At 33.8% G+C, this 25,164-nt stretch carries 24 protein-coding genes and 2 pseudogenes; 22 read left to right on the top strand and 4 right to left on the bottom strand.

The features are described 5' to 3' along the window. Positions 1–212 precede the first annotated feature (212 nt). The 20 genes and pseudogenes from OPR50_RS01165 to OPR50_RS01070 all read left to right on the top strand — a co-directional run. Positions 213–710, top strand: a pseudogene (locus tag OPR50_RS01165) (phage portal protein); the annotation flags it as partial. After that, a complete protein-coding gene (locus OPR50_RS01160) occupies positions 707–1,738 on the top strand; it encodes a S49 family peptidase (RefSeq protein WP_264336181.1) in 1,032 nt (343 codons plus the stop codon). The pseudogene OPR50_RS01165 and the gene OPR50_RS01160, both read left to right, overlap by 4 nt. 141 nt (positions 1,739–1,879) lie before the next feature. Next, positions 1,880–2,248 carry a head decoration protein gene (locus OPR50_RS01155; RefSeq protein ID WP_264336180.1) on the top strand — a complete coding sequence of 123 codons (369 nt, stop codon included), beginning with the start codon at positions 1,880–1,882 and terminating at the stop codon, positions 2,246–2,248. 44 nt (positions 2,249–2,292) lie between these two features. Beyond that, a complete protein-coding gene (locus OPR50_RS01150) occupies positions 2,293–3,297 on the top strand; it encodes a major capsid protein (RefSeq protein ID WP_265024148.1) in 1,005 nt (334 codons plus the stop codon). 82 nt (positions 3,298–3,379) lie between these two features. Further along, positions 3,380–3,685: a head-tail joining protein gene (locus OPR50_RS01145; protein WP_265024147.1), complete on the top strand. Its 306-nt coding sequence runs from the start codon at positions 3,380–3,382 to the stop codon at positions 3,683–3,685. A gap of 1 nt (position 3,686) precedes the next feature. Continuing rightward, complete coding sequence (locus OPR50_RS01140) at positions 3,687–4,187, top strand: phage tail protein (protein ID WP_265024314.1); 501 nt, start codon at positions 3,687–3,689, stop codon at positions 4,185–4,187. Next, positions 4,184–4,660: a hypothetical protein gene (locus tag OPR50_RS01135; RefSeq protein WP_265024146.1), complete on the top strand. Its 477-nt coding sequence runs from the start codon at positions 4,184–4,186 to the stop codon at positions 4,658–4,660. Before OPR50_RS01140 ends, OPR50_RS01135 begins: the two co-directional genes overlap by 4 nt. Further along, positions 4,647–5,111, top strand: a complete 465-nt coding sequence (locus OPR50_RS01130) for a phage baseplate assembly protein V (RefSeq protein ID WP_265024145.1) — start codon at positions 4,647–4,649, stop codon at positions 5,109–5,111. The genes OPR50_RS01135 and OPR50_RS01130 overlap by 14 nt, the downstream gene beginning before the upstream one ends. Continuing rightward, positions 5,112–5,366, top strand: a complete 255-nt coding sequence (locus OPR50_RS01125) for a PAAR domain-containing protein (RefSeq protein ID WP_019236415.1) — start codon at positions 5,112–5,114, stop codon at positions 5,364–5,366. A 35-nt stretch (positions 5,367–5,401) separates the two neighbouring features. Beyond that, positions 5,402–5,719: a DUF1016 N-terminal domain-containing protein gene (locus OPR50_RS01120; RefSeq protein WP_265024144.1), complete on the top strand. Its 318-nt coding sequence runs from the start codon at positions 5,402–5,404 to the stop codon at positions 5,717–5,719. 73 nt (positions 5,720–5,792) lie between these two features. Beyond that, positions 5,793–7,118, top strand: a complete 1,326-nt coding sequence (locus OPR50_RS01115) for an IS4 family transposase (protein ID WP_264339118.1) — start codon at positions 5,793–5,795, stop codon at positions 7,116–7,118. Between the two features lie 23 nt (positions 7,119–7,141). Then, positions 7,142–7,873, top strand: coding sequence for a PDDEXK nuclease domain-containing protein (locus tag OPR50_RS01110; protein WP_265024143.1), 732 nt, complete (start codon positions 7,142–7,144; stop codon positions 7,871–7,873). Positions 7,874–7,880: 7 nt separating this feature from the next. After that, positions 7,881–8,216 carry a GPW/gp25 family protein gene (locus tag OPR50_RS01105; RefSeq protein ID WP_265024142.1) on the top strand — a complete coding sequence of 112 codons (336 nt, stop codon included), beginning with the start codon at positions 7,881–7,883 and terminating at the stop codon, positions 8,214–8,216. Between the two features lie 2 nt (positions 8,217–8,218). Beyond that, positions 8,219–9,019 (top strand): baseplate assembly protein, encoded by an 801-nt coding sequence (locus OPR50_RS01100; RefSeq protein ID WP_265024141.1) that lies wholly within the window; start codon positions 8,219–8,221, stop codon positions 9,017–9,019. Beyond that, on the top strand, positions 9,019–10,179 hold the full coding sequence (locus OPR50_RS01095) for a phage tail protein (protein ID WP_265024140.1): 1,161 nt from the start codon (positions 9,019–9,021) through the stop codon (positions 10,177–10,179). The genes OPR50_RS01100 and OPR50_RS01095 overlap by 1 nt, the downstream gene beginning before the upstream one ends. A 167-nt stretch (positions 10,180–10,346) precedes the next feature. Next, a complete protein-coding gene (locus OPR50_RS01090) occupies positions 10,347–11,051 on the top strand; it encodes an ankyrin repeat domain-containing protein (protein WP_265024139.1) in 705 nt (234 codons plus the stop codon). Between the two features lie 31 nt (positions 11,052–11,082). Then, positions 11,083–11,547 (top strand): ankyrin repeat domain-containing protein, encoded by a 465-nt coding sequence (locus OPR50_RS01085; RefSeq protein ID WP_264375263.1) that lies wholly within the window; start codon positions 11,083–11,085, stop codon positions 11,545–11,547. 4 nt (positions 11,548–11,551) lie between these two features. Then, positions 11,552–11,983, top strand: coding sequence for a DUF2924 domain-containing protein (locus tag OPR50_RS01080; protein WP_265024138.1), 432 nt, complete (start codon positions 11,552–11,554; stop codon positions 11,981–11,983). A 9-nt stretch (positions 11,984–11,992) separates the two neighbouring features. After that, entirely contained in the window at positions 11,993–13,510 is a 1,518-nt protein-coding gene (locus OPR50_RS01075) for a recombinase family protein (protein ID WP_265024137.1), read from the top strand. Positions 13,511–13,819: 309 nt separating this feature from the next. Then, positions 13,820–14,563 carry a WD_0033/WD_0034 family tandem repeat-containing protein gene (locus OPR50_RS01070; RefSeq protein WP_265024136.1) on the top strand — a complete coding sequence of 248 codons (744 nt, stop codon included), beginning with the start codon at positions 13,820–13,822 and terminating at the stop codon, positions 14,561–14,563. A gap of 15 nt (positions 14,564–14,578) precedes the next feature. Here OPR50_RS01070 and OPR50_RS01065 read toward each other — a convergent pair. Next, positions 14,579–15,659, bottom strand: a pseudogene (locus OPR50_RS01065) (IS481 family transposase). Positions 15,660–16,016: 357 nt separating this feature from the next. Between OPR50_RS01065 and OPR50_RS01060 the strand changes: the two are divergent. Continuing rightward, complete coding sequence (locus OPR50_RS01060; protein ID WP_265024135.1) at positions 16,017–16,142, top strand: hypothetical protein; 126 nt, start codon at positions 16,017–16,019, stop codon at positions 16,140–16,142. A 169-nt stretch (positions 16,143–16,311) separates the two neighbouring features. Here the strand turns inward: OPR50_RS01060 and OPR50_RS01055 are convergent, their stop codons facing one another. Further along, positions 16,312–18,261 (bottom strand): ankyrin repeat domain-containing protein, encoded by a 1,950-nt coding sequence (locus tag OPR50_RS01055; RefSeq protein ID WP_265024134.1) that lies wholly within the window; start codon positions 18,259–18,261, stop codon positions 16,312–16,314. A 1,134-nt stretch (positions 18,262–19,395) separates the two neighbouring features. Next, a complete protein-coding gene (locus OPR50_RS01050; RefSeq protein WP_265024133.1) occupies positions 19,396–22,638 on the bottom strand; it encodes an OTU domain-containing protein in 3,243 nt (1,080 codons plus the stop codon). A gap of 254 nt (positions 22,639–22,892) precedes the next feature. Between OPR50_RS01050 and tnpA the strand changes: the two genes are divergently transcribed. Then, complete coding sequence (gene tnpA / locus OPR50_RS01045) at positions 22,893–23,330, top strand: IS200/IS605 family transposase (protein ID WP_265023833.1); 438 nt, start codon at positions 22,893–22,895, stop codon at positions 23,328–23,330. Positions 23,331–23,736: 406 nt separating this feature from the next. On the opposite strand, the gene OPR50_RS01040 is transcribed toward tnpA, so the two are convergent. Continuing rightward, positions 23,737–25,062, bottom strand: coding sequence for an IS4 family transposase (locus OPR50_RS01040; RefSeq protein ID WP_264339118.1), 1,326 nt, complete (start codon positions 25,060–25,062; stop codon positions 23,737–23,739). Between the last annotated feature and the right edge of the window lie 102 nt (positions 25,063–25,164).

Below are 25,164 nucleotides of genomic sequence, written 5' to 3'. Positions count from 1 at the left end.
TCCATAAAAATAATGTATACTGCATTTTCCACCCTTATATACGAGCCTAAAAGCTCAACCAGTTGTTCGGAACTTTCAGTACAAAACATAAAAGAAGAGAACCTTGCTGATGGACGATCCTTATGACCAAGATGTAGGACGGTTCCTCTTCTCTATGTGTCTTTATATCACTATTTTATAATATTTTATAAAGACTTGTTTTTAACATATAAGATGTTGGAGGAAGTTATGAAGCATTCATGAGACAGCAACTGAGGGCAATAGCAATAGGCACAGGGATAACATATGAGCAGCTAACAGGAGATTTAACAGGAGTGAATTATTCATCAATCAGAGCTGGATTAATAGAGTTTCGTCGTCGATGTGCTATGCTGCAACACAACATTATGGTATTTCAATTTTGCAGACCAGTATGGAATAGATGGCTAGAACTTGCCACTTTATCTGGAGAGCTTTCTACAACAGATAATCAAGTATTTAAAGATGTAAAATGGATACCACAGGGATTTGATTGGGTGGATCCACTAAAAGATCAGCAAGCACAGCAAATGGCAGTAAGAAATGGATTTAAGAGTCGATCAGAAGTAGTATCAGAAATGGGTTACGATGTAGAAGAAATTGACCAAGAAATAGCAGAAGATCAAAGACGTGCAAGTGAACTGGGCTTAAGTTTTGATTCTGACGTTACGGCCAATCAAGAGGTGATATGAAACAACAATGGCTAAACAGATGTGTAATGGTAGAACCGAGGAGTTTTGAATTACTGTTACTACAAACAGGAAAGCAGCCCATCTTTAAAAATATAAAACATGCAGTAAGAAATAGTGAAAGAGGAATAATACCGATACATGGGATCTTGACAAAAAAGTCAGAAGCTTTTGATGATATTTTGGGAATGACTTCCTATAATCAAATAGAAGCACAAATTACACAAGCAATAGAAGATAGTGATATAGAAACAATCCTGTTGGATATAGACAGTCCTGGAGGAGAGGTCAATGGAGTGTTTGATCTTGCTGATTTTATTTACAATGCAAGGGAAAAAAAGAGGATAATAGCGATAGCAAATGATGATGCATATTCTGCAGCGTACGCTATAGCTTCTAGTGCTGAAAAGATTTTTCTTACCCGCACTTCAGGAGTTGGAAGTATAGGGGTAATAGCAAGTCATATAGATCAAAGTAGGTTTGATGAAAAGCAAGGTATTAAGTACACCACAATTTTTGCTGGTAGTCGAAAGAATGATTTAAACCCGCATGAGCCAGTGACGTCTGAAAGTCTGGGAAGCTTACAAAAAGAAGTAGACCGACTATATGAAATGTTTGTGCAGCTAATAGCAAGAAACAGGGGTCTTTCAATTGAAAAGATTCGATCAACAGAGGCAGGGCTATATTTTGGCGAGAAAGCAGTAGAAATAGGTCTTGCAGATGGAGTTACAACATTTTTTGAATTTATCAATAATCATAGGAGTGTTAGTATGACAACTAATGAGTTAACTGAGGAAGGCTACGAGAACTGTCGTAGAGAAATTTTAGAGATAATAAGATTATGTAATGTATCAAAGATGCCAGAAAAGATAGGAGAATTTATTGAGCAAGGCGTAAGTGTTGAGCAAGCCAGGGAAGTTTTAATGGAATTACTTGCAGAGAGAACGAAAAAGACAGAGATACTGAGTGCAATACCACAGAATTCGCAGGAAGATTTGATGACACAGGTAGCGAAAAGTCGGTGCATTTAAATTTTATAACCGCCATATATAGTGCTCTGCGGTAAATAAGTGTCCAAAATGTGCCATAATGGCTAATTATAAGGTAATAACCGCGGTGTATAGCAGTTATAAACACGGCGGTAAAAAAATAAAAAAAGGAGAGAAAAAGACATGATAAGTATAACTGAAGGAAATAATTTAGGCGATCTTTTAAAATATGAAGTGTCCAACCTATATTCAAGAGACCAAATAACGGTAGCAAAGGGTCAAAATCTGAAGCTAGGGACAGTTGTTGGTCGTGATAAAGACAACATGATTAGGATAATAAATCCAATTGCCACAGATGGCACACAAACAGCAATAGGTGTAATAACAAGTGATGTAAATGCGACAGAAAATGCCAAAGCAGTAATCATTACACGTATAGCAATGCTAGCAGATCATGCAGTTGTATGGCCAGCAAATATCACTGAAGAGCAGAAAACTGCAGCAATAAAGCAACTTGAAGGACGAGGGATCATTATCCGTAAAGCAGTCTAAGGCTATATTAAACAATAAAAAAACACAAAGGGGGAAAAGAAAAAATGCAAAATCCATTTACAAATACAGCATTTAGCATGACGGCACTAACAAATGCGATGAATATATTGCCGATAAATTATGGACGAGTTGAAAATCTAAATTTGTTTCCAAGTAGGTCAGTAAGATTTAGACATATTACAATAGAAGAACATAATGGAGTTTTAAGTCTACTACCAACGCAAGTACCAGGGGCACCAGCAACAGTAGGAAAACGTGGTAAAAGAAAGGTAAGGACATTTACCATTCCTCATATTCCTCATGATGATGTGGTGTTACCAGAAGAAGTGCAAGGAATAAGGGCATTTGGATCAGAGAGTGAACTGAAAGCGCTGGCAGATGTAATAACTGACCATTTGCAGCTAATGAGAAATAAACATGCAATAACGTTGGAGCATTTGCGTATGGGAGCGCTGAAAGGAATAATTTTAGATGCTGATGGGTCAGAATTACTAAATCTGTACAACGAATTTGAAATAACACCAAAAGTAGTAAATTTTGCACTAGGAACAGCAACAACAGATGTAAAGCGTAAGTGTCTGGAAGTACTCCGGCATATAGAAGATAATCTAAGTGGTGAATATATGACCGGAATTCATGCCTTGGTAAGCCCTGAGTTTTTTGATGCATTAACTTCGCATAGTAAAGTGAAAGAAGCATATGAAAGATGGCAAGAAGGAGCAGCGCTAAGGAATGATATGAGGTCAGGATTTACATTCTGTGGAATAACATTTGAGGAATATAGAGGGCAAGCAACTGATCCTGAAGGAACGGTGAGAAGATTTATAGAAAGAGATACAGGGCACTGTTTTCCAGTAGGAACAGCAAGTACATTTACAACATATTTTGCACCAGCAGATTTTAATGAAACGGTAAACACTCTCGGACAGCCACTATATGCAAAACAAGAGCCAAGGAGGTTTGATAGAGGAACTGATTTACATACACAGTCAAATCCTCTGCCAATGTGCCACAGATCAGGAACATTAGTAAAAGTCGTTGCAGCATAACAATACTGGTAGAGTAACTACAAGTTGGTGAGGCACAAGAGGACTCTACTAGTATATACCTTATTAGCATACTTATGAAAGAATGCAAGAGAATATTAAGAGATTACTAAAAGATTGTTTTGCCCATTTAGGAGAAGTGGCTTTGTATAAATCAAAGGATAAGTCATACATGGTACAAGTATTAAAGCAACAGCCAGATAAATTATACGAGATTGGTGAAGGACAATTTGTGGGAGAGATGCTTTTTCTTGAGGTAAGCATTTTTGATATACTGAGGCCAATTGTAGGAGATATTTTTGTTATAGGTGATTGCAAATACAAAATACACACACCACCACTTAGAGATAAATCTGGAATGGTCTGGCGAATCGAAGCGTATGGGGTGTAAAATGTCTGTGCATATAGAAGTTGAGGTAATAGAAAGTGTAAATGCTAAAAGAAAAAAAATAGAATTAGCAATAGTGAGAGCGTTAAACAGAACAGCACTATGGCTAAAATTGAAGACAGCAAAAGAAATTAGTGAGGAAAAGAAGATAAAATTAAGTTTGATAAGAAAGAGATTAAGAATTTTTAAGGCAAAAACTAGCAGATTAGAAGTGTTAATTAGAGCAAATCTCTATGACATTAGAGCATCAACAATTGGTAAAATACAAAAAACAAGAAGAGGATCGAAAGTAGGAAAGCATGAGTTTATAGGAGGATTTGCAGCAGTTATGCCAAAAGGAAATAGCGGTATTTTTAAGCGTGAAGGAAGAACAGCATTACCAATAAAGGAAGTTAAATTGTCACTGAAACCAGAGGCTTCAAGGATAATAGGTAATCTTGTTAATTATGAAGTTGAAGAAGTCTTTACAAAGTTTTTTGAACGTCAATTGAGCTATAAAGGATGAATTTGAAAGATTTACATGATAAAATTTGTACCACGCTGAAGAGAGAAATACCAGCAATACAGACGTGCGAAATTTATCCAACAATAAGGAAAGAATTGATAGCACCGGCAGTATTTGTGGAACTTAGTGGCTTTGAAAAAGGACATGATCCAGGAACAGAAGAATTAGCGTTGAGAGCAAAATTTGAAGCACGAATTGTAGTTGATGGAACAGTCGAGGATTCCTCGGTAGTTGTAAGGTCATTAGCAGCAGAAGTAGCAAGAGTAGTAAATAAAAATACTTGGAACGTAAAGAATATTTCTCCTGCTGAATTTCTCTCTGCAGAGCCTGATGGATTTAGACCCGAATTAGATGCATATTTGGTGTGGATGGTTGATTGGAGTCATCAGCTTCATTTAGGTAAATCAGTATGGGAAGAGGGGAAAATTAAGCCACATAAAATAGCAGTAGGAGAAATGCATGTTGGAAAATAATTTTGCCATTGCAGAGTTACAGAGAAAAGTAGCGAATATCATTCGTATAGGAGTTGTAAAAGAAGTAGATTATGAAAAAGCAAAAGTAAGAGTGAAAATAGGAGAATTTTTAACAGATTATTTACCGTGGATAACAAGTAAAGCAGGAAAAGATAGAAATTGGTCTTCACCAGGTATCGATGAACAAGTTGTGGTATTTTCTCCTTTTGGTGAACTATCATTAGGAGTGGTATTAGGAGGAATATATCAGAAAAAATACCCTGCACCAGAGAATAAAAAAGAAATAAATAGTATAAAATTTCAAGATGGGACGAAGTTTACATATGATAAAGGTAAGCATCATTTAGAGATTGAAGTAGTAGACAAAATAACACTGAAAGCTGGGGGATCGAGAATAGAAATGACAAAAAGTGGAATAAAATTGAAGGCAGATAAAATAAACCTTAATTAAATGAATAAATCGGTTGTGCGAGTAGGAGATCATTGTGCAGAAGCAACACTACATTTTTGCGTTAGTGGCAGTAACAATGTTTTTGTAAATGGTAAGCCAGTTTGCCGAAAAGGAGATAATTTTACAGAAGGTAGAGTATTAACTGAAGGATCAAAAACAGTGTTTGCAAATGGGTTTGGAGTGGGAAGAGTTGGTGATATGGTTTCTTGTGGTTCCAAGGTGATCAGTGGTAGCAGTAACATTTTTTCAGGATAAAATATGCTATACTTATCAAAAATAAAGTTATGAATATGGATATAACTACTAGCCTATTAGGAGACATTAGTAATTTAATAGATAGAGCAAAAAATCATCTTTCTGTTCAATTCAATTCTACTCTAGTATTGTTAAACTGGGAAATTGGCTCTAGAATTGATCAAGATATTCTAAAGCACAAACGTGCAGATTATGGGAAGCAAATCATCTCCCAACTTGCAAAAGAACTTCAGATTAAATATGGACGTGGTTTTGATAGAGCGTCATTATTTCGTATGGTGCAATTTTCTAAATTCTTTTCTGATCAAGAAATTGTCGCGACACTGTCACAACAATCATACGCGTCAAGTTAAGGAAATAAAGGTATGAAAGAGATAGAATAATAAGGTATAAGTTCTCCCAGATATACTTTTAGTGAGAGAACCAATGAATAAAATAACTTGCTTATCAAAAAAGCTCAAAGAATTTTTTAATGAAAAAGCAGAGAAAATCTCAATTACAACAAGGTTTATAAAAAGAAAGAGAAAGCTAAAAGGTTCATCATTCGTAAAAGCCATGGTCTTGGGTAATATAGGAGTTGATAATTGTAGCGTAGAAACAATGTGTCAATTACTAAACGAGGACTCGATAGATATAACAAAACAAGGTTTGGATTTTAGATTTACTGAAGAAGCAGTGGAATTTATGAAAAGGATGTATAATGAATCTGTGATTCTCTTTAAAAATATCTTGCAAGTTGATTGCAAAATCTTACAGCAATTTAATAGTGTTAAATTATTGGACAGTAGCTATATTACTCTACCTAACAGTATGGAAGAGATGTATAAAGGTTATGGTACTAGCTACAGTGGCTATGAAAGCAATACTAAGTCTGGAATAAAGTTACAATTAGTTTTCGACTACATGAATCAGATAATAGACCAACTTAATTTAACGGAGGGGGTAAGATCAGACCAGGGATATAGGAAACATTTAAGTAATATATTAAGCAATGATTTGCTAATATCTGATCTCGGTTATTTTGTGCCAAGTTCTTTTAAACAAATCAATGAAATAGGAGCTTATTTCATAAGTCGTTATAAATCCGATACCAACATATATGATGTAGAAACAAATCAAAAAATGGAGTTATTAGAATGTTTAGAGGATAAGTTATTTTTAGAAAACGAGGTATTGTTAGGAAAAGAAGCAAAAATTAGAGTAAGAATTATATGTCAGAAACTAACTGAAGAACAGTCTATGGCCAGAAGAAGGAAAGCTAATAGATTAGCAAGATCGCAGGGATATACATCCTCTAAAAGAAATCAAAAATTGTTGAACTGGTCAATATTTATAACTAATGTTCCAGAAAATAAAATTAGTGCTGAGCAAGTATTAACGATTTACAGAGTAAGGTGGCAAATTGAGTTATTATTTAAATTGTATAAAAGCCATATCAGGCTTGATAAGCTAAAAGGAAAGCCATGCAGAGTATTATGTGAACTATATGCTAAATTGTGCGCAATTCTTATATTTCACGGCATAGTTGGTTGCACAGAAGTGAAAAAGAATACAGAACTTAGCTTAACAAAGGCATTTATTGAGCTAAAAAGGCGGGTTAGAGAGTTATTTTTAGTATTAACCAAAATTAATAGTTTAAAAGCATTTCTTAAAAAACTCACTATAACTTGGTCGCGATTTTCATTAAAAGACAAACGTAGAAGGGCTAGAGTATCCACTTTAACCTCTCTAAATTTGCTCACAATCTCTTAACTTGACGCGTATGGTCACAACAATTGAGTTGGTCACATTTTGTAGAAATTATTGCAATTTCTGATGAGCTGAAGCGTAATTATTATATAGAAATGTGTCGTATTGAAAGGTGGAGTGTTAGGGCACTACGTAGTAAAATCGATACTATGTTGTATGAACGTACAGCGCTAGCAAAAAAACCTGAAGAGTTTATAAGAAGGAGTATAAAAAATTTACGTGAAGAAAATATGTTAGCACCAGAATTCATTTTTCATGACCCATACTTCCTTAGCTTCATGGAATTGCCATCAAGTTATAGTGAGACTGATCTAGAAAATACAATCTTGGATGAATTGACAAAATTTTTACAAGAGTTTGGAAATGATTTTTGTTTTGTAACACGTCAAAAAAGGATGAGTACTAAAACAACTGACAGGTATTTGGACCTGCTATTTTTTCACAGAGGATTAAAACGCCTTATAGCAATAGAACTAAAAATAGGTCGCTTTGAACCAGCTTATAAAGGACAGATGGAATGGTATTTAAATTGGTTAGATAAAAATGAACGAAAAGCAGGTGAAGAAAAACCGTTAGGGATTATTTTATGTGCTGATAAGGATCAAGAGGATATAGAATATCTTGAACTCGAAGGCTCTAATATTCATGTTGCACAGTATTTAACACAGCTTCCTTCTAAAGAAATTCTTGAAAAGAAGTTGAGAAAGGCTATTTCTATAGCACGTGAAAAACATGCAAGTATTAAGTCAAATCCATGAAAAATATATGAAAGGAATGGATGCTAAAACAGGAAAAGCGTTAGAAGGAATAGAGCACTTAAAGCAATCGATAATTGATATACTGACCACTCCTATTAACAGTAGAATAATGAGGAGAGATTATGGGTCAAGATTATTTGAATTGGTGGATAAGCCAATAAATAGAGATTTAACACTTGAGATATATGCAGCAACTGCAGAAGCACTGGGGAAATTTGAGAGGAGATTTAAGTTAGAAAAAGTAAAAATGACAGAGGTGAAAGAAGGAAAAGTAACGCTTGACCTAGAAGGATTATACGTACCAAGTGGGAAAAACATTCGCTTTGATGGAGTCGTAGTATAAAGATGCAGCAGACTAACATTATTGAGCCACTGAACTTCGAAGAAATTCTGTCTCGGATGAGGGAAGAGTTGGTGAAGCGTGACGCAAGTTTTACAGCATTAGTTGAAAGTGATCCAGCGATGAAGGTATTAGAAGTAGCAGCATGGCAAGAACTTTTGCTTAGAGAAAGAATAAATGAAGCAGTAAAGAGTAACTTACTTAAATTTGCGACAGGAGAAGATCTTGATAATTTAGCTGAGTTTTATGGAGTGGAGAGGCAAAAAGAAGAAGAGGACGAACGATTTAGAAAAAGAATCAAAGCAAAAATAGCAGGTTGGTCAACAGGAGGAAGTAAAGAATATTATAGATATCATGCACTTTCAGCAGATAAAAGAGTAAAGGATGCGCTGGTTGAGTCAAAAGTGCCAGGAAGTGTAGAGATCTCAATTTTATCCACAGAGTTATCCACAGTGCCAGAAGACCTACTTGAAATTGTAAAAAAGCAGGTTACCAGAGATGATATAAGGGTTTTAACAGATACAGTAACAGTAATTGGTTGCAATATTACGGAAATAGATATTCACAGCAGGATCAGTGTTAATTCACAGGCACTACCAGAAATTATTGAAATAGCAAAGAAACAATTTATCGAAAAATTTGAGTTAGCAAAGAGATTGGGGTGGAGTGTGACAAGATCATGGATAATAGCGAATTTATTTGTAGATGGTGTAGAAAATGTGGAATTAATCGAGCCAAAAGAAGATGTTGTGGTGCTAGGTAATGAGTGTGCTGCTTTAAGAAACTTAGAGATTGAGTTGAATTAATGTTATTGCCACCAAATGCAACAAAACAGGAAAAAGCGCTAGTAGATGCAACGGATTATAAAGTTGATCCAAGTTGCATCAGAGGGTTTAAGTTTAGTCTTAAAGAAGAAACATTGCCGTGGTTGATTGAGGAATATGAATTGGGGGAGATACTACGCTGGGTAAAAGATAAAAGAAGAGCGATAGTAGAAGGAGTAAAGTTTCAAAGACTGAGAGGAACCCCAGAATCACTCAAAATAGCACTAAAATGGGCAAATATAGAAGATATTACAATTATCGAAGAACCACCTGGAAAACATTTTTTTGAGCTGCAAATTGGAATAAAGGATGTGCCAAATGACTTTTTTGTAGATGCAGTTGTAGAATTGGCAAAGCTGTCATTACCAGCAAGATCAAGGCTAATGAGGATTTTCAATGACCACTACAACATTGATAGGTTTATTTTAGATGAAAGCTTTTTTGGAAGTTTGTTATCGGATTACTCGGGGATAAAAATTGAAAAAGATGGACCAGTACTGTCATTCGGTAGAAAGAACACATTTGAGCTAAAAAGCTTAAATCCAAATTTTAAGTTTAGCACTTTTCGGATTCATTATGAGCAAGCATTTAGTAATGATGTATATCGATTAGATGTAGCAGTACTTGGAGAAACAGAGACTCACACAAGGGATTATAAAGGCATTTATGAAAGAAGTCATCAGTGGTACAACTTAAAAGCACTATATCCATTACCACAGAGTTTATTACCATCGATTAAATTTGCAAAAGCGCAGATAGTATTATCAGACAGTTGGGATTTAGGAGACATAAATACGTGCTTTCCAGTTAGTAGCGTAGAAGAAAGAGGAAATAAATTTGTATTGGGAAACGATAAACTTTCAGGGCAACGTTGGAATTTAAAACACAAGCCAATTTTAGAAAGGTTTAGCGTTACTCACCACTACAAAATAGAAAACTATACAGATCAGAAGATTACAAAATATGGTTTGGCAGAACACAACGTTTACTATAAAAATGATTTAGATTCAGAGCAAAAAGACTCAATACACGAATTAGAAAATTACATTTTAGTATTTTACCCGGGAGTACTGAAGTGGCATGAACATCGACATTTGCACAGAAGTTGGAAAGATAGTCGAATAATATCTCTAATAAGTTAAGTACTTATATTTAGATACTCATATACTATATTAATAATAGGTAAAAGTGTATGAAATAAAAAGAAAAAGACTTGCTTTCTTATGCTAAAACAGACATGACTTGAATAGCAGCAGGTAAATATAAGAAATTTATCTAACGCTAGAAAAGCTAATTTTGTGAGGTAAGTATGAAGTTTAGCAAAGAATCTTTTAGTAAGTTTTTTAAAGAAGTATCAAGTAACGATATTAATAAAAGAAATGAAGAAGGAGAGACGATATTACACCAAGCAGTAGAAATCTCTGATTACAAAACAGTGAGATTATTAATAAAAAAAGGAGCAGAGGTAAATGCAAGAGATAAAAATGGTTATACACCACTACACTGTGCAGTATTTGCGAAAAGCTTAGAAAATGTAAAAGTGCTGCTAAGGGAAGGAGCAGAAGTAAATGCCACTCAATATGTCAGTGGATGTACGCCACTCCACTCTGCATGCAAAATAGGAGGAGTTGAAATAATAAAAGAGCTAGTAAAAGCAGGGGCTGAAATTAATCAACTGAATAAGTATGGTGCAACACCAATGTATTACATCTGGGAAAGTGAAAAGTATCGTCTATGTGATAGCAAAGAGAGTGAAAAGGCAAGTAAATTTTTGAGAGAAAAAGGTGGAGTAACAAAAAGTAGAGAACTGACGTGCTATGGAATAGAGGGGCTAGTGGGAGAAATAGCAGACATGTTGAATGGAAGCTACATGCCGGAGCTAAAAATAATAGAGATAGAAGAAATAAGAAAGAGAGACAAATCACTAATAAAGGAAGAATGTGAAAATTTAGCAAGCAAAATAATAAGCCAGATAAATGAAATGATAGATGAGGTGGTGAGAAGGAAAGCTTAAAAAAAAGGTCAAAGAAAAGGTGAGGTAAATTATGTTAAAGTTTGGCAAATTTAATAAGTCAGCAGAAGAATTATTAGAGAACTCACATGAAAATATTTATGCAAGAGACGAGAAGGAACTGCATTATGCGGTAGACGCAAAAACAGTGAAGTTATTAGTCGAAAAAGGAGCGAATGTGAATGCTAAAGATATAGAAGGACACACAGCACTGCACCTAGCGGTAACGGAGAAACGTCTAGAAATCGTGAGGGAATTGATAAAATCAGGAGCAGACGTAAATGCTGAGGAATATGGAAATAAATGCATACCTCTACACCTTGCGTGCATGGTAGGTGAAAAAGAAATAGTGGAGGAGCTAGTGAAAGCTGGAGGAGAAATAGAGCAAGCGGATAAATTTGGAATGACAGCGATGGATTATGCGAAAAATAGCAAAAAGATAACCGAGGTATTAAAGAAAGAAACAGACAGAATTGAGAAGCTATTTATGAAGGGCTAAAAATATGGAGAAGGAAATGGAAAAGAAAGTAATGAATTTAGAGAGAAAACCTTTGAGTGAGCTGAGAAAAACGTGGAAGAAGGTATTTGGGGAAGAGGCACCTAAACATTCAAAGAAATATCTGATACCAAGACTATCATATAGAATGCAGGAGGAAGCATATGGAAAAATGTCAAGAAAAGGAGCAAAAAGACTAGAATATCTGGCAGATCGGCTAGAAAAGGGAAAAAGAATAAGTAGCGATAAATTACCAGTAGAAGGGACAGAATTAATACTAGAGAGAGGTGAGGAAACGCATGCAGTAATGGTAACAGATAAGGGTTTAATCTACAGAGAAGAGTTTTATACATCATTGTCAGGAGTAGCAGGAAAAATAATGGGAATGAGTTACAACGGACCTTTATTATTTGGAATGCGTGATAAAAGTGGAAATTGAGGAGAGAGAATGCTAAAAGAGGTAAGGTGTGCGATATATACAAGAAAATCAAATGAAGATGGTCTAGAGCAAAAGTTTAATAGCCTTGATGCGCAGCGAGTAGCATGTGAAAAGTACATAAAGAGCAAAGAAGGCTGGGTAGCATTGGCCAAAAGGTACGATGATGGAGGTTTCTCAGGAAAGAATTTAGAAAGACCAGCAATAAAGGAATTGTTTAAAGATGTAAAAAAAGGAGAGGTAGATTGTGTAGTAGTGTACACACTAGACAGACTATCAAGAGAAACAAAAGACAGCATTGAAGTAACGTCATTTTTTAGAAGGCATAGAGTAAATTTTGTAGCAGTAACGCAGATATTTGACAATAATACGCCAATGGGAAAATTCGTACAAACGGTGTTATCAGGAGCAGCACAACTAGAAAGAGAGATGATAGTAGAGAGAGTAAAAAATAAAATAGCAACATCAAAAGAACAAGGACTATGGATGGGTGGAACTTTACCGCTTGGATATGATGTAAAGGATAAAGAATTAATAATAAATGAGAAAGAAGCAAAGACAGTAAAGCATATATTTGAAAGGTATGTAGAGCTGAAGTCAATGGCAGAATTGGCAAGGGAGTTAAACAGAGAAGGATACCGAACAAAGAGATTTGAAGCAAAATCAGGAAAGGTGTATGGAGGAGAAATCTTTAAAAAAGCGACGGTAAGAAGAATAATAACAAATCCAACGTATATGGGAAAAATCAAGCATTATGAGAAGCAATATGAGGGAAAGCATGAGGCAATAATAGAGGAAGAAAAATGGCAAAAAGCGCAAGAATTGATAAAGAATCAACCATATCGAAAAGTAAAATATGAGAAAGCATTGCTAAAGGGAATAATAAAGTGCAAGAGCTGTAATGTGAACATGACACTAACGTATGCAAAAAAGGAAAATAAAAGGTACCGATACTACATATGTAATAACCACTTAAGGGGAAAGAATTGTGAATCAGTAAATCGAACAGTAGTAGCAGGAGAGGTGGAAAAAGAAGTAATGAAGAGAGCTGAACGCCTATATGAAAATTTGGAAGAAAAAGCGGAAGAGTGGAAAAATTTAAGTTTTGGAAAGCAGAAAGAAGTAGTGAAAAAGTTAATAAAGGGAGTAATGGTGAGAGAGGATGGAATAGGGGTGAGTTCTGAATCAGAGGAAAAATTTATACCAATGAAGAAGAAAGGAAACAAATGTACAGTAGTAGAGCCAGAGGGGAAAACAAACAATGCGTTACTCAAAGCAGTGGTAAGAGCCCATCTGTGGAAACGGCAGCTAGAAGAAGGAAAATACGCAAATATAAAAGAGCTAAGTGCCAAAATTAATATAGGGACAAGACGTATACAGCAAATTTTAAGATTAAATTATTTAGCTCCGAAGATTAAAGAAGATATAGTAAATGGAAGACAGCCAAAAGACTTGAAGCTAGCTGATTTGAGAGAAATACCGATGCTGTGGAGTGAGCAATTGGAAAAGTTTTACAAATTGGTGCCTTAATTAAGCAATTAATAAGTTATTAATGTAACTAATTTATAAAATTAAATATTGTAGAGAAAGAAATATGATGCCAAAGTTCAAAAAGATCAAGAACAAAAAAATATAATCTATAAGCTTGCAGGTGATCAGGATAATTTTACAAATGAAGATAAAAAAAAGCTTTTCAAGCTATTAAAGAAGATAGAAAACGGTGAAAGTATTAGTGAAAAATTTAATAAATCTAATTACAACACACAGAAACTTCTTACAAAAAAAATAATTTACAAAGATGAGGAAAAGGAAGGGACTCTGACGCTGCTGTGCCAATCTATGTTCTATAAAAATAATCAAGCTTTTGAGGAGCTTTTACAAGAAACAATAAATCAAGGAATCTTACAGGATGTTCTCAGTGAGGAATTGACCCAAAAATTGCCAAATGGTCTAACAATAACTTACACAGCACTGGTATCCTGCATATTAGAGAAAAATAGTAAAGCTATTAGAGGAGTTCTAGAAGCTTCTAAAAAGAATGGTATTTTGAAAGAAATTCTCAACCAAAAAGTGAAAGTAAAGAAAGCAGAAGGTCAAGAGATAAGCTATACACTGATTGATTATACTAATAAACAAAATTGTAAAGAAATTGCATTTATTCTGAAGGAGTTTGAGGAGGTTCTGAATATAGAAGTTGAAGCTGCAAGTAGTAATGTTGAAACTAGATGTGAGGGTATCAATAAAGACTGTAGAGATCTTGAAATACACGAAACTATGTTTGCAAATAGTGAAGAAACCCAAAATATTTCAACAGGAAGCAAAGATCTTAAGCCCACATGTGAAACCAGTGTAAAAGAGGAAAACAAAGACGAAGAAAATTCTTTAAATTTTATTACTGATGAGCAAGAAGAAATCGTTAATATATTTGAGAAAGATGCAGAAAATAACACTGAGTGGCACAGAGAAAATCATCATACAAATCAACCCATCTGTAAAATCAATAAGAAAGACCAAAATACTTTTACGCAAACTAATATGCAAGAACCAAATAGGTCATTTCAAGCTGTACTAGACACAACTTAATCTGACAGACACGAATTAACTGACAGAAGAATTGAGGTAGTTAAAACTAATATCATTCTCTTGTTTAATGCTACTAATATTTTTCTGAAAAGCAATGTGTTTGCTATCAAGAAAAGTTTGCATAGGTGTTTTACCATAGCAGTATTTACCTGAGTGAGGCCTGCTCTCATTGTAAGAACGCAACCAATGATCAACATCTATCTGCAGATCTTCCAAAGAATTGTAGATTTTCTTGCGAAAAATAATATTGTAACACTCATCTTGCATAGTTTTATGGAATCTCTTGCATATGCCATTAGTTTGCGGAGAGTTGGCCTTGGTTTTAGAATGATCAACATTTTCAATTCCTAAATATAGCTGATAAGCGTGATTTTCTGGTTTGCCACAGTATTCCGTACCCCTATCAGTCAAAATGCGCAACAATGGTACGTTTTGCCCATCAAAGAAAGGTATGACTCTATCATTAAGAAGATCTGCTGCAGTAATTGCAGTTTTGTCCGTATAAAGCTTTGCCATAGCAACTCTTGAATAGGTATCAATAAAAGTTTGCTGATAGATTCTTCCTATACCCTTGATATTGCCTACATAATAAGTATCTTGAGAACCTAAATAACCGGGATGTTCTGTTTCAATTTCACCATGTGCTTCCCTTTGTTCTTTAACTTTTTCTAAAGCCGCAAGTTGCTCCTCTGTTAGAATTATTCCATCTTGCATAACTTTTGCCTCAAGAGCCTTCAGTCTTTTTTTGAAGGTCTCAAGGTCATTTCTCAGCCATACATCCACCTTCAGAGATTATTATGCCCCTTTTTCTAAGCTCATTTGCAGCTCTTTGTTGTCCATATGCTGGAAATTCTGTAGCTATGGCAATTACTGCCCTTTCTATATCTTCGGAAACTCTGTTTGCTAATAGAAGTTTTTTCTTACTTATTTCATGTAATGCTTCTTCTCCTCCATTTTCATATAATTCCTTGAATCGATAAAACGTATCTCTTGAGTAGCCCATTACTTTGCACGCTTGTGATACATTTCCTAATTGTTTTGCTAGCTCCAATAACCCTAACTTTGGTTTTAGTATTTTTGTTTGTATTGTACTCATTTCTAACACTCCTTTTGTTTGTTTATTATTTTATAACTTACTTTTTTAAAGTGTCAGATCAAGTGTTATTTAGTACAAGTTTTAACTACCTCAATTCTTCTGTCAGTTAATTCGTGTCTGTCAGATTAAGTTGTGTCTAGTACACTTGAAGCTAGCTGATTTGAGAGAAATACCGATGCTGTGGAGTGAGCAAAGGGAGAAATTTTACGGCTCAGCGTCGTAACGTTTATAAAAACAACAATATGAAAAAACATCGAAAAAAGTATGTGCCAGAAAATTAAAAAAGGTTATTGCAAAAGGAGCTACTACAAAAGGCCACACAAAAAGATGCTGAAATTGATATAGAAAAGTAAATCAATGTTACAAAATCAATTATGTAAAAATATCAATATAAAGGATGAAGATTTTAGCACATTAGATGCAACAGTGGTAGAAAATGATCCAATTTTAGCTGCATATTTTAATGGTAGATCTGGAGTGTAAAAGGCGGCTCAGCCAATTGTATGTTCTATATCCTCATTTTGTAGCCAGCTTAAAAACAATATAAAAGAGTATTCTTAAAAGATCATAGATATTGGTACAATTTCCTTAATCTATAAATTATAGTAGTTTATATTTAAATAACAATCTTTAACCTTTATGGCAAATTAATCTACCTAGAAACTTCTCTCTTAGGATCAGAAGTCCTTCTTAATTCTTCACGTTCTGTCCATTTGTTGTTAGACTCGCTTATTACTTCAGGACGCATTAATCCACCAGATCTTTCAAAATATCCCTGTTCAATAGCATCGTAGACCCAGTAGTTACCAAGCTCGCAATCATTGCCTAACTCTTCTTCACAACCTTTGAATTTTTCTAATATTTCCTCTCTATTACTCACTTCTACTATAATTTTGCTTTTATTCTGTATGTCAGGATACAGCCTAACGTCTACATTTCCCAAACTAGTATAGAAAGTTAATACTACATCGCTGCCTTCTGTAAGATCTGTGTAATTCCTTATGCCATCTTCAGTTTTAATTTCTACTTCACTATTACCGATCTTTACTATATTTCTTCCACACTTTACATCCCCATCTGTTAGACCTAAATCCCTTGCCCCATCTGTTATCTTTATAATGTCTATTTTACTATCTTTAGAATATTCTAAGTAAAAAACGGAGTTGTCTACTCTTGCATCTTTTAGCTCGCTATTGGTTGCACTTTTTGCGATTTCAATAAACTTATGAGAATTACTAATATAATCTCTATAAGCTTTTTTTAGGTTAGTTTTATGCTCTTTAAATTCTGATGTCAGTGTGTTAGCATCAACTGTATTACCAAACACTGCCCCTTTTGATACTAATTGACATATTATATTACTAGCAACTTTAGGATTTTTTTCCAACTCACTGATTTTTTTCATCACATAATCGGTAAAAGTGTACTCATTACCTGAAAAGAAATCTTGTGAAAGAGAATAGTTTAATCGTACACCAGACTTTATAGCATCGTTTACAATCTCTTCAAGTTCAGCCATGTTTTGAGCCTGAAACACCTTATCAGAAAACTCATTTAACTTTTCCTTTTGATTTGAGGTTAAATTAACGAGTAATTTACTGACCTGTCCTTTCTTTTGCTGACGATAAATAATATTTTTATCATAATCTAATGCTCCTGCTTTTAGAAATATTTTTCTTAACTCTTGAGCAAGATCTTCATTATCCCAAGCAAAACGATCAACATACGAAAACACTTTTGATTCACCCATTCCTTGCCGAATATTTAGCACCACTTTTAGGTCTGAGTCTCTTTTATGCTTACTTAAAAACTCCTTTAAATTTTTAGTGCAGTCTGAATCACACACAAGTAAGTCATACAATTCCTTATTCATCTTTTTCTGTTTATCAGTTAAGAATAATTCTTCTATATTATAGCAGAGTTTATTAGTTGCTATTTGTTGTGGAGTTTTGCCCTTTCTACTTGTTATATTAGGGTTAGCTCCTTTTAAGAGAAGAGAGTTTGCATTATCGTAATGACCTATGGCAGCAGCAATGTATAATGGTGTTTTTCCTTTGTTATCTTGTATATTAGGATCTGCACCTGCACCTAAAAGTAAATCTATAGCCTGATTTCCTGTACGACGAAATCCACCAATATTTGCTCCTGCAATCGCATGCAATACTGTTGATTGAGATTCTCCTCTTCTTAGGTTAAGAATTACTTTTAAATCTTTATTGTTTCTATTATCATGTAAAAATTCTTCAAGGGGCTCAGTATTATCAAATGAACCACAGTTAGAAGCTAAACATTTTAGAGCACTAAGTAACTTTTTGTTTAAATTTTTTTGACTTGGTGTAAGGTCATGATCTAGAGCAAACCAAACACAAATCTGTTCACTTAATCCAAGTTTGCTATCTATCAAAGATAATGGTTCATTATAGTTTCTGACTGATGGTAAGTCTCCTGAGTACCACATATCATTCATCAGCTCATTTAATAAATGCTCTTTAGATGATAGATGTTCTATAATTGATTCATATTCAAAATCAGATGGTTCTGGTTTGGATTTTTGTTTTAGTAGATTGATAATAGATTTTACTATCCCAGTAGACTCACCCATACTTATCCCTCTAAGCTAAGATATATGATATATTGTATGCGATATGTAACATTAAGTCAATAACCATAATCTTTTTACTACTTATGTCGTTAAGCTTTTGTTAAGTTTTTATGGTGAGTAACAATGGAGTATATAGAGAGGTTAAAAGTTGCTTATGACTGCAAATTTGGGCTAATTTTACTATAGATGAATATAGTTAAGACCTATATTTGATATTACTACTATAAGAGCATGATGGATTATGCTTTAAAGGAGTGGAAAAACTGCTGAAGATTATACAGTAACCTGCGGAGCAACTTCAGCAGAATAAACAAACACATGCCAGTATTAGTAGAGAATTATTTATAAGTCAACTAACTTTTTAAAAAATATTTTAGTGAAGATACCATGCTAGCTAAAGAATTGAATTATTGACTCTTCCTAAGATTGCAAAAAAGGTCGTATATTTGTGAGAGCATGTTGTGTAAAAATAAGGTTGTAAAAATAGAAGCTTGAAATTTTTGCAGCAAAATCTGGTAAATTAGTTCGTATGTAAATATGGCTGAAGTAGGCTATTATCGCTGATTTTAGCGTATAGTGAAATTATTATACAAAAAAGTTCGAATGGATCACTTGGTAGACCAACACATCCCAAAACAAACTCTTCTCACGGCCCTTGGTTTTGAGCGCTGGAAATGGCTGTTTTATTTAATTTCTTAGTAAAATACATTAATAAATCATTATTACTCCACTTGCAAATGTATAGAATGCAATTCTTTTTATTAATACTTGTATAGAAATATTCCAAACTCCTCTACAACTTTTTCTGACTAAGGCCACTATGTTCTACAATAAATATTTGACATATACAGCGTATCTTACGTTTAAATTATCTGACATCCAAAAATCAAGGAAGGCATTTTTAATGAAACATAATCACACATATGGAACGAACAATTTGAGGTTTTTTATAGTTAAGAGATCGTTATTTATTGGAGTAGTATCAGTCTGGTACTGCATGATCACTCAACATAAAAACGCCGCAAAACTATATAGAATTTATAAACCTACTACCAGTGACATGGTAGGAAAACGAAATTAATATAGTATTCCCTACCACACACTTGTAAAACCTTAATAAAACATTGAAATTTACTACTTACCCTTAGAACTACCTGCAGAATTAACCTGAACTATGTTAAGGGCTTCTGTTATTTTAGTAGATACTCCATCTTTTTCAAGATCTATATCTTCCATTTTTTTTAATTTCTCTTGTTTATCTTTTAACAAATCATTCAGATTCTTGTGCATAGTGTCATCTCTTTCCAAAGACCCTCTTGCAATTACTATTGCACCTGTCAGTACTTCACATTCTTTTATTTTTAATTCTTTATAGCTATCCTCATTTTTGAACTTCTCATTATGAACCGCATCAAGAAGAGTGACAATACTACCAAACTTACCCTCACGAATATACTTCCTAATTAGTGATTTTTCTGCCTCATAAAAAGCAGTTCTTGATGTTTTACCACCTCTTATTTGGTCGTCACCTTTCATTAGGTTATTTTCCACCCATTGTGTAATCAAGTCAGGGTTATTATTATTCACTGCATCACATAAGAAATCTGAGTGTGCTCCTTCAAATGCCACCTGTAAATTACTTTTACGTTTTTTCATATAACCTCCTTTATATATATTTTCCTTAATACCTTTTCCTTTTAAGCGTTGTTCAATATCACTGACACCGCCTTCTCTTGGTAGTTTTTCAATATGAGTCTCATCGATACCACCTTCTTCTGGCGGTCTTTTAGTATCACTTTCCTCTATAATGATACTGCTTGCTTCAGAAAAAGACTGATTTTGTTCTTGATATTTTTCAAGTGTTCGATTTACCCAATCATCATTTAGTACTTCTCCAATTCTTTCGTGAAATGGCGCATTAATATAGTCTTGCTGTACTAAATCTATAAAAGACTTTAGTATCTTTTGCATTCCATTTCCTAATCCTTCTTCCACTGCACTTTCCATAAAACCATCCTTCAAGTACCTGTATGGCACTAGATGAATAATAACATGAGAAACAATTTTACTAGATAGTATTTTTCCTATTAATTTATTAGCCATTCCTGAACGAAATATTGCTTTATCATTATAACCTTTTGCTTCATTTATTTTTAACCTTCTATATTCATCTCCTTCTTGTACTAAATATTCTGCTTCTCTTATACCACCAGCAGAAGGATATACTTTGATAGCATCCCCTGCCTCTCTTCTTGGCGCTAATACTCTTTTTTCCAACGGTTTAAAATCAAATACTTCATACAAATGTTTTGCTACATGATTATAAAGAACATCATTTAGATTATTTTTATTAATCTTCCCATTATAATTACCTAAATCTTGACTATGTGTTCTAATAGTAGAATTACACTTTTCATTATAATCATCCAAATATTTCTTACTTTCTTTTTCATTGATATTATATGAAGTAGTTTTTAGTAAAGAATTTAAAACACTCAACGCACATGCTGTTCTCTTTACTATATATCCTTCATTATTCACAATTCTAATACGAAGATTATAATCTCCGACTATCTCTTGAGTGATTTCGTCATGTAGCAATACACTAAACACCTTTGCTTTAGGTTCTTTTGCATCGTTTTGGCTCTCATATAAACGAATTTCTTCTGATAGAGTATTACCTTCTTCAGGAAAAGCAGCATGTATGTCTTGATTAAACATAGTTAATATTATTCTGGCAACTCCCTCACACATTATTGTAACAGTGTTTATATCTTCTGCAGCTAATCCATCAGTTAGATAATCAATTCCATGGCTTATGTATTTTCTAAGTCTTGCATTAAAATCAGAGCGAGCTTTTTTTATTTCTTCTTCTGTAAAAATTTTTTTGCTATTAATGGCTTCTATAATCTCTTTATCGTATATTAAGTGATATTTTTTACGTTGTCCTTTTTTAGTTTCAGTCGTGAGTTTAAATTCATCATATTTACCAGAAGAAATAACCTCTTTCTCTTTAAGATTATTATACTGTTCTTCTGTCAAACACAAACCTTCTCTGCTCATTACTAGTGGAGTCATAACTTGTTCTACCATGTTTTTCACATATAACTCGTAGTCACCTTCTGCTTTTATTACACTTTCAATAGCACTCTTTACCGAAGAATATGATATAACATGACGCATTTGTTTTGTAGAACTTCCCAATACCTTTGGACGTCCTACTACAGCGATTTTAGTATCATCTTTACTATCAACTATAATATCTACTAGCACATCAGGACTCATCTCTATTCTAAGAAGATTTTCTAAAAACTTATACGCGTAAGCCTTATCATGTCCTTTAGGTATATTTCTTCGGGCAATTGGTGTAGAAGCACGTACAGGAGAAAAAAGACTACGTGAACCAAAGCCCCTGATTGATGCTACAAATTCATTATATGGACATTTCAACTCTCTAGTAAATTCTTGCTTTTCAGAAAATGATTTACAGACTAATTCTCTATCATTCCACTTCCTTTCTTTTCCTGTGAACATTTTATACTCTTGAAACACAAATGCTCGTTTTTTCCCTTCAGTATCGCTATCAGGTAGTTTGTTTCTTACCAATTCCATCTCTTCTTCACTGAATCTTGAGTCAGGACTGTTTATTCTATAAGAAATAGTATAGCACCTTACAATTTGTTGACCTTCTGAGTCTCTTTTATTAGTTAAAACAGCAAACTTCAAATTTCTTTCTTCAACGCAGTCTTGATTATTGTAACGAACTAAATAAATTACTTCAACGTTCCCAAATATATCAACAAAATGCGAAGATTCGCCAAGGTAACCTTCGATCTTTTTTTCAAGATCATTAAGAGGCTCACCACTTCCTCTGTCGTTTTGTTTTCTCAATATTGGAATAAAATGACCATGGCCTCTATTTATTATGTGTATAGTATTTTCCTCATTATAATCTATGTTGTCCACATTCTTAGAACCTTCTTCACTATTTATGATCTGATTTGTCCATACCTCTTTTCCATCCACAACATGTCTTTCCATAACATACAGTTTTACACCATACTTTCCACAAAGTATTCTACCTTCAACTTCGGAATCACCCCATCTATTGTTATTTAGAATATTTTTTGCATAAGAATCTGGAGTTTTCCTACGCACTACACCATTATTGTAATAACTGTTAGCAATAGCATTTATGAACCATTCTGGTGGGTTATTTTGTGCAAACTCTTTACAATATTCTCGCAGTTCCTCAACAGCAGCGCTCATTCCTAATTGTCCTAGTCCTTGCTTAAACGAATCAAAAAAACAGTTTCCATCTGTAGTTGCTTTTCCTACACGAAAGCCTGGAGGCAAAACTGGCTCATTTTCTTGCATAAACACCCTCACAAATAAACATACAAAAACTTACTTCAACCAATACAACAACGAAATCACTATCATACAATCAACACCACGATTAATTAATTGCCTACAATACTGCAAGCCACTTACTTATAAGACTACGATATCAACTATGCTTTTATTGTCAAAAATTATTTGACTTTCCATAAGATGGTACAAGCCTCCACCTTCTAGGTGGAGAAACTTTAGTTTGTCAATGTCATAACTGTACTTTATAAAGTATAGTTATGACGGAATATGACAAAGGAAAACACACTGTATTTTATCATAGGTACCATATAGTCTGGATTACAAAATATCGGTACAGAGTATTAACTAAGGCTATGAAGGAGAGAATACGAACAATCATAGCAGAAGTATCTGAAGAAATGGGGATTAAGATAGAAAACGGAGTAATATCATCAGATCATTTACATTTATTCGTAGTAATACCTCCTCATATAGCTGTGAGTGATTTTGTTCAAAGAGCCAAAGGCAGGTCTTCACGCAAAGTTCAACAAGAATTTTCAGAGCTAAATAAAATGTACTGGGGAAAGCGTTTTTGGGGAAGAGGATACTTTAGTGCTACCAGCGGACATATCACAGATGAAGTCATTAATGAGTACATCAATAAACATACAGATGCACATCAGCCTCATTCTATATCTAGTATAAGATTGGAGTAGCTTTAGCTTCTCACCGCGCTTCCAGCGCTATATCCAACCTTTCGGCTCTCAGCCGATAGTGGTTGAGTAAAATAAGGATAAAAATTTTATTTAGGTTTATATCTTCTATGAAAGTGTAATTGTATATAAGTTCTCTAATTGCATAAAAGTCAATAATAATTTTTTATATCATGAAAAATATTTTTTGATGTAAAATTCAGCTCTAATACAACCTTTTATTTACTATCGTATTATCTTATTCAATCAAAAGGTATCCGTTCAAGCAATGGCGTTAAGTTAAGGAAAGATTGTCTAGTATAGCAAAATTTAAAGTAGGTGTTTTATTTGTTACATTTATTTTTTAGAGCATTTTTATCTAGAGTAATCGTATAAACCACTAACCTTATTAATTACCATACGCGTCAAGTTAAGAGATTGTGAGCAAATTTAGAGAGGTTAAAGTGGATACTCTAGCCCTTCTACGTTTGTCTTTTAATGAAAATCGCGACCAAGTTATAGTGAGTTTTTTAAGAAATGCTTTTAAACTATTAATTTTGGTTAATACTAAAAATAACTCTCTAACCCGCCTTTTTAGCTCAATAAATGCCTTTGTTAAGCTAAGTTCTGTATTCTTTTTCACTTCTGTGCAACCAACTATGCCGTGAAATATAAGAATTGCGCACAATTTAGCATATAGTTCACATAATACTCTGCATGGCTTTCCTTTTAGCTTATCAAGCCTGATATGGCTTTTATACAATTTAAATAATAACTCAATTTGCCACCTTACTCTGTAAATCGTTAATACTTGCTCAGCACTAATTTTATTTTCTGGAACATTAGTTATAAATATTGACCAGTTCAACAATTTTTGATTTCTTTTAGAGGATGTATATCCCTGCGATCTTGCTAATCTATTAGCTTTCCTTCTTCTGGCCATAGACTGTTCTTCAGTTAGTTTCTGACATATAATTCTTACTCTAATTTTTGCTTCTTTTCCTAACAATACCTCGTTTTCTAAAAATAACTTATCCTCTAAACATTCTAATAACTCCATTTTTTGATTTGTTTCTACATCATATATGTTGGTATCGGATTTATAACGACTTATGAAATAAGCTCCTATTTCATTGATTTGTTTAAAAGAACTTGGCACAAAATAACCGAGATCAGATATTAGCAAATCATTGCTTAATATATTACTTAAATGTTTCCTATATCCCTGGTCTGATCTTACCCCCTCCGTTAAATTAAGTTGGTCTATTATCTGATTCATGTAGTCGAAAACTAATTGTAACTTTATTCCAGACTTAGTATTGCTTTCATAGCCACTGTAGCTAGTACCATAACCTTTATACATCTCTTCCATACTGTTAGGTAGAGTAATATAGCTACTGTCCAATAATTTAACACTATTAAATTGCTGTAAGATTTTGCAATCAACTTGCAAGATATTTTTAAAGAGAATCACAGATTCATTATACATCCTTTTCATAAATTCCACTGCTTCTTCAGTAAATCTAAAATCCAAACCTTGTTTTGTTATATCTATCGAGTCCTCGTTTAGTAATTGACACATTGTTTCTACGCTACAATTATCAACTCCTATATTACCCAAGACCATGGCTTTTACGAATGATGAACCTTTTAGCTTTCTCTTTCTTTTTATAAACCTTGTTGTAATTGAGATTTTCTCTGCTTTTTCATTAAAAAATTCTTTGAGCTTTTTTGATAAGCAAGTTATTTTATTCATTGGTTCTCTCACTAAAAGTATATCTGGGAGAACTTATACCTTATTATTCTATCTCTTTCATACCTTTATTTTCTTAACTTGACGCGTATGCTCTACGAAGCA

The organism is Wolbachia endosymbiont (group A) of Epagoge grotiana (genome assembly GCF_947251775.1).
In the GTDB taxonomy this organism is placed as follows: domain Bacteria; phylum Pseudomonadota; class Alphaproteobacteria; order Rickettsiales; family Anaplasmataceae; genus Wolbachia; species Wolbachia pipientis.
This window is presented reverse-complemented; position numbering and strand designations above follow the sequence as displayed.

What these genes read in the sequence shown, in the direction of transcription:
- OPR50_RS01130 (WP_265024145.1), top strand. Translation starts at nt 4,647, where the DNA reads ATGTTGGAAAATAATTTTGCCATTGCAGAGTTACAGAGAAAAGTAGCG.
- OPR50_RS01085 (WP_264375263.1), top strand. Translation starts at nt 11,083, where the DNA reads ATGTTAAAGTTTGGCAAATTTAATAAGTCAGCAGAAGAATTATTAGAG.
- OPR50_RS01100 (WP_265024141.1), top strand. Translation starts at nt 8,219, where the DNA reads ATGCAGCAGACTAACATTATTGAGCCACTGAACTTCGAAGAAATTCTG.
- OPR50_RS01140 (WP_265024314.1), top strand. Translation starts at nt 3,687, where the DNA reads ATGTCTGTGCATATAGAAGTTGAGGTAATAGAAAGTGTAAATGCTAAA.
- OPR50_RS01095 (WP_265024140.1), top strand. Translation starts at nt 9,019, where the DNA reads ATGTTATTGCCACCAAATGCAACAAAACAGGAAAAAGCGCTAGTAGAT.
- OPR50_RS01105 (WP_265024142.1), top strand. Translation starts at nt 7,881, where the DNA reads ATGAAAGGAATGGATGCTAAAACAGGAAAAGCGTTAGAAGGAATAGAG.
- OPR50_RS01080 (WP_265024138.1), top strand. Translation starts at nt 11,552, where the DNA reads ATGGAGAAGGAAATGGAAAAGAAAGTAATGAATTTAGAGAGAAAACCT.
- tnpA (WP_265023833.1), top strand. Translation starts at nt 22,893, where the DNA reads ATGACGGAATATGACAAAGGAAAACACACTGTATTTTATCATAGGTAC.
- OPR50_RS01135 (WP_265024146.1), top strand. Translation starts at nt 4,184, where the DNA reads ATGAATTTGAAAGATTTACATGATAAAATTTGTACCACGCTGAAGAGA.
- OPR50_RS01155 (WP_264336180.1), top strand. Translation starts at nt 1,880, where the DNA reads ATGATAAGTATAACTGAAGGAAATAATTTAGGCGATCTTTTAAAATAT.
- OPR50_RS01070 (WP_265024136.1), top strand. Translation starts at nt 13,820, where the DNA reads ATGTTCTATAAAAATAATCAAGCTTTTGAGGAGCTTTTACAAGAAACA.
- OPR50_RS01040 (WP_264339118.1), bottom strand. Translation starts at nt 25,062, where the DNA reads ATGAATAAAATAACTTGCTTATCAAAAAAGCTCAAAGAATTTTTTAAT.
- OPR50_RS01050 (WP_265024133.1), bottom strand. Translation starts at nt 22,638, where the DNA reads ATGCAAGAAAATGAGCCAGTTTTGCCTCCAGGCTTTCGTGTAGGAAAA.
- OPR50_RS01075 (WP_265024137.1), top strand. Translation starts at nt 11,993, where the DNA reads ATGCTAAAAGAGGTAAGGTGTGCGATATATACAAGAAAATCAAATGAA.
- OPR50_RS01120 (WP_265024144.1), top strand. Translation starts at nt 5,402, where the DNA reads ATGGATATAACTACTAGCCTATTAGGAGACATTAGTAATTTAATAGAT.
- OPR50_RS01145 (WP_265024147.1), top strand. Translation starts at nt 3,380, where the DNA reads ATGCAAGAGAATATTAAGAGATTACTAAAAGATTGTTTTGCCCATTTA.
- OPR50_RS01150 (WP_265024148.1), top strand. Translation starts at nt 2,293, where the DNA reads ATGCAAAATCCATTTACAAATACAGCATTTAGCATGACGGCACTAACA.
- OPR50_RS01055 (WP_265024134.1), bottom strand. Translation starts at nt 18,261, where the DNA reads ATGGGTGAGTCTACTGGGATAGTAAAATCTATTATCAATCTACTAAAA.
- OPR50_RS01160 (WP_264336181.1), top strand. Translation starts at nt 707, where the DNA reads ATGAAACAACAATGGCTAAACAGATGTGTAATGGTAGAACCGAGGAGT.
- OPR50_RS01090 (WP_265024139.1), top strand. Translation starts at nt 10,347, where the DNA reads ATGAAGTTTAGCAAAGAATCTTTTAGTAAGTTTTTTAAAGAAGTATCA.
- OPR50_RS01115 (WP_264339118.1), top strand. Translation starts at nt 5,793, where the DNA reads ATGAATAAAATAACTTGCTTATCAAAAAAGCTCAAAGAATTTTTTAAT.
- OPR50_RS01125 (WP_019236415.1), top strand. Translation starts at nt 5,112, where the DNA reads ATGAATAAATCGGTTGTGCGAGTAGGAGATCATTGTGCAGAAGCAACA.
- OPR50_RS01060 (WP_265024135.1), top strand. Translation starts at nt 16,017, where the DNA reads ATGTTACAAAATCAATTATGTAAAAATATCAATATAAAGGATGAAGAT.